The following is a 950-nucleotide window of genomic DNA, read 5'->3' on the forward strand; positions in this document are numbered from 1 at the left end:
GGTTCCCTGTACCGACAGGGGACCTCTCAGCCAGGCGGCGGCATATAATGCAGCCATTATCACCGGACCGACTAGCATAACCGTCCGAGCCCGGCTCCTTTTTCCCGCAGGCTTGCTCTCCTTTCCCCGTTCTAAATCTCCTGCCAGACTACACTTCACCCTCTGCGCCTTGCCCAGACCCCCTATCCCTCCGGGCCGCCGCTCATCCCCTTTATGGAGACAGCTTGCCGCAGCCGCTCCGCACAGCAAGAACCAGACGGTTAGAATAGGATACCAATCCTCGGAGAAAAACAGTCCACGCTTCAGACAAGCCGCAGCTGCAAGCCCCGCAGCCATGGCCCCGTATATATCCGTCAATTGCAGCTTTGCAGCCCGCCTTACGTACCCGCCACTCTTTCGCATCACTTCGTCTCCTGAAGGGTTGATTAGTTTCATTGTTGCCGGTTTTTCCCCTTGGGAAACAACATAACGCCATTCGGGGATCATATCATCATTACAATTTTTTCTCGAAGCCTTCCATTGGCGCAAGCTCTGTTTCATAACTCGTCTGGGGGTCACCGTCTGTGGTGAAGCGCATTACTTCTCGAAACGAGTCTTTGAGATACATCTGCATGGCTAGCGGAATACGCAGCTCGTCCAGTTCAAACGGCGAAAGCTCGTAGCGAATACTTTTTAGATCACCGGCTTGCACTTTTTGCACCCATTTCGGTTCACGGATAAGCTCTCTGCCTATTCCTACCAGAGTTGCCCCGCTTTGAATAACGGCTTCTGCATCCTCCGGCCGCTCCACCGAGCCTCCGCCGATCAACGGTTTGCTATTATGCAGCGCCTTAACAAATTTTGCAAGGACAGGTTCTTTATCTGAAGTTTCATTCAACGAGGTACGCTTGTAGCTTCCGATTGACAAATGAATGTATTGAACCTCTCATGACTAAAGTCACGAGATTCTT

General features: G+C 52.1%; 2 protein-coding genes. Both read right to left on the reverse strand.

The window, feature by feature from the left end:
* A partial coding sequence (locus L691_RS27460; protein ID WP_198022951.1) for a hypothetical protein occupies positions 1-435 on the reverse strand: 435 nt, incomplete at its 3' end.
* 58 nt (positions 436-493) lie between these two features.
* Entirely contained in the window at positions 494-877 is a 384-nt protein-coding gene (locus L691_RS0101080) for an oxidoreductase (RefSeq protein ID WP_232229063.1), read from the reverse strand.
* Positions 878-950 lie beyond the last annotated feature (73 nt).

It is taken from the genome of Paenibacillus zanthoxyli JH29, assembly GCF_000520715.1.
In the GTDB taxonomy this organism is placed as follows: domain Bacteria; phylum Bacillota; class Bacilli; order Paenibacillales; family Paenibacillaceae; genus Paenibacillus_AQ; species Paenibacillus_AQ zanthoxyli.